At 77.4% G+C, this 960-nt stretch carries 1 protein-coding gene; it reads left to right on the top strand.

Going from position 1 to position 960, the window contains the following annotated elements; all coding sequences use genetic code 11:
* The coding region (locus tag CCN42_RS40670; protein ID WP_086742072.1) for an MEDS domain-containing protein at positions 1-879 on the top strand (879 nt) is incomplete at its 5' end.
* Positions 880-960: the final 81 nt, after the last annotated feature.

Raw genomic sequence — 960 nt, 5'->3', positions numbered from 1 at the left:
GGTCCCTTCGACCACCGCATGGCCGTGCACGGGTCCGACGAGGAGTTCCTGGCCACCGCGCTGCCGTTCCTCGCCGAAGGCCTCACCGCCCCCGAGGAGCCCCCGCCCGTGGCCATCGCCGCGCCCGCCAAGCTGGAGCTGCTGCGCGACGCCCTCACCGGGGACGCCGCGCGGCGGGTCGTCACCATCCCGCACACCGACTGGTACACCGGCTCCGCCGCCAACGCCATCGCCCAGGCCGCCGGCTACCTCGCCGCGCACGCCGGCCCGGACGGCCGCAGCCACCTCCTCATGGAGCCCGACTGGAGCGGCCGCGCCGGCCGCTCCGCCCGCGAGTCCGCCGAGTGGATCCGCTACGAGGCCCTCGCCAACCTCCTCTTCGCCCCGTACGCCAGCACCGCCCTGTGCGTCTACGACACCCGCACCGCGGGCCCGGCCGTGATCGCCGCCGCCCGCCGCGCCCACCCCGACACCGAGGTGTACGCCGACCCGCTGCTGGTCGCCGCCGAACTGGACGCCGTACCGCTGCCCCCGCCCCCACGGGACGCGCACCGGCTGCCCGCGCCCGAACCCGACGCCGTCCGCGGCTGGGCGCACGCCCGGGGGCTGGCAGCCGCGGAGGCGGACCTGTTCGCCAAGGCGGTGGCGGAGGCCGCCGTGGACCCGGTCACCGACGTCCTGCTGTGGGGCGAGGCGCCCTCCTGCGTCTGCGAACTGCGCACCGCGCGCCGCGTCGGCGACCCGCTCGCCGGCTTCGTCCCGCCGCCCGCCGCCGCACCTGCGCCCGGGCAGGGACTGTGGTTCGCGCGGCAGGTGTGCGCGTACGTCGACGTCCGTGACGACGCCACGGGGGCCTTCGTCCGCCTGCAGTACGCGTGACCGAACGCGGCCCGTGCCGCCACGCAGGTATGGAAACGGGTAGTCCTCCCCGTGTGCCGCCCCCGCCCCCGGGACAGGCTG

The sequence above is a fragment of the Streptomyces glaucescens genome (assembly GCF_002154375.1).
GTDB lineage: Bacteria > Actinomycetota > Actinomycetes > Streptomycetales > Streptomycetaceae > Streptomyces > Streptomyces glaucescens.
Note: the sequence above shows the minus strand (reverse complement) of the source record. Positions and strands in the feature narration are given on the sequence as shown.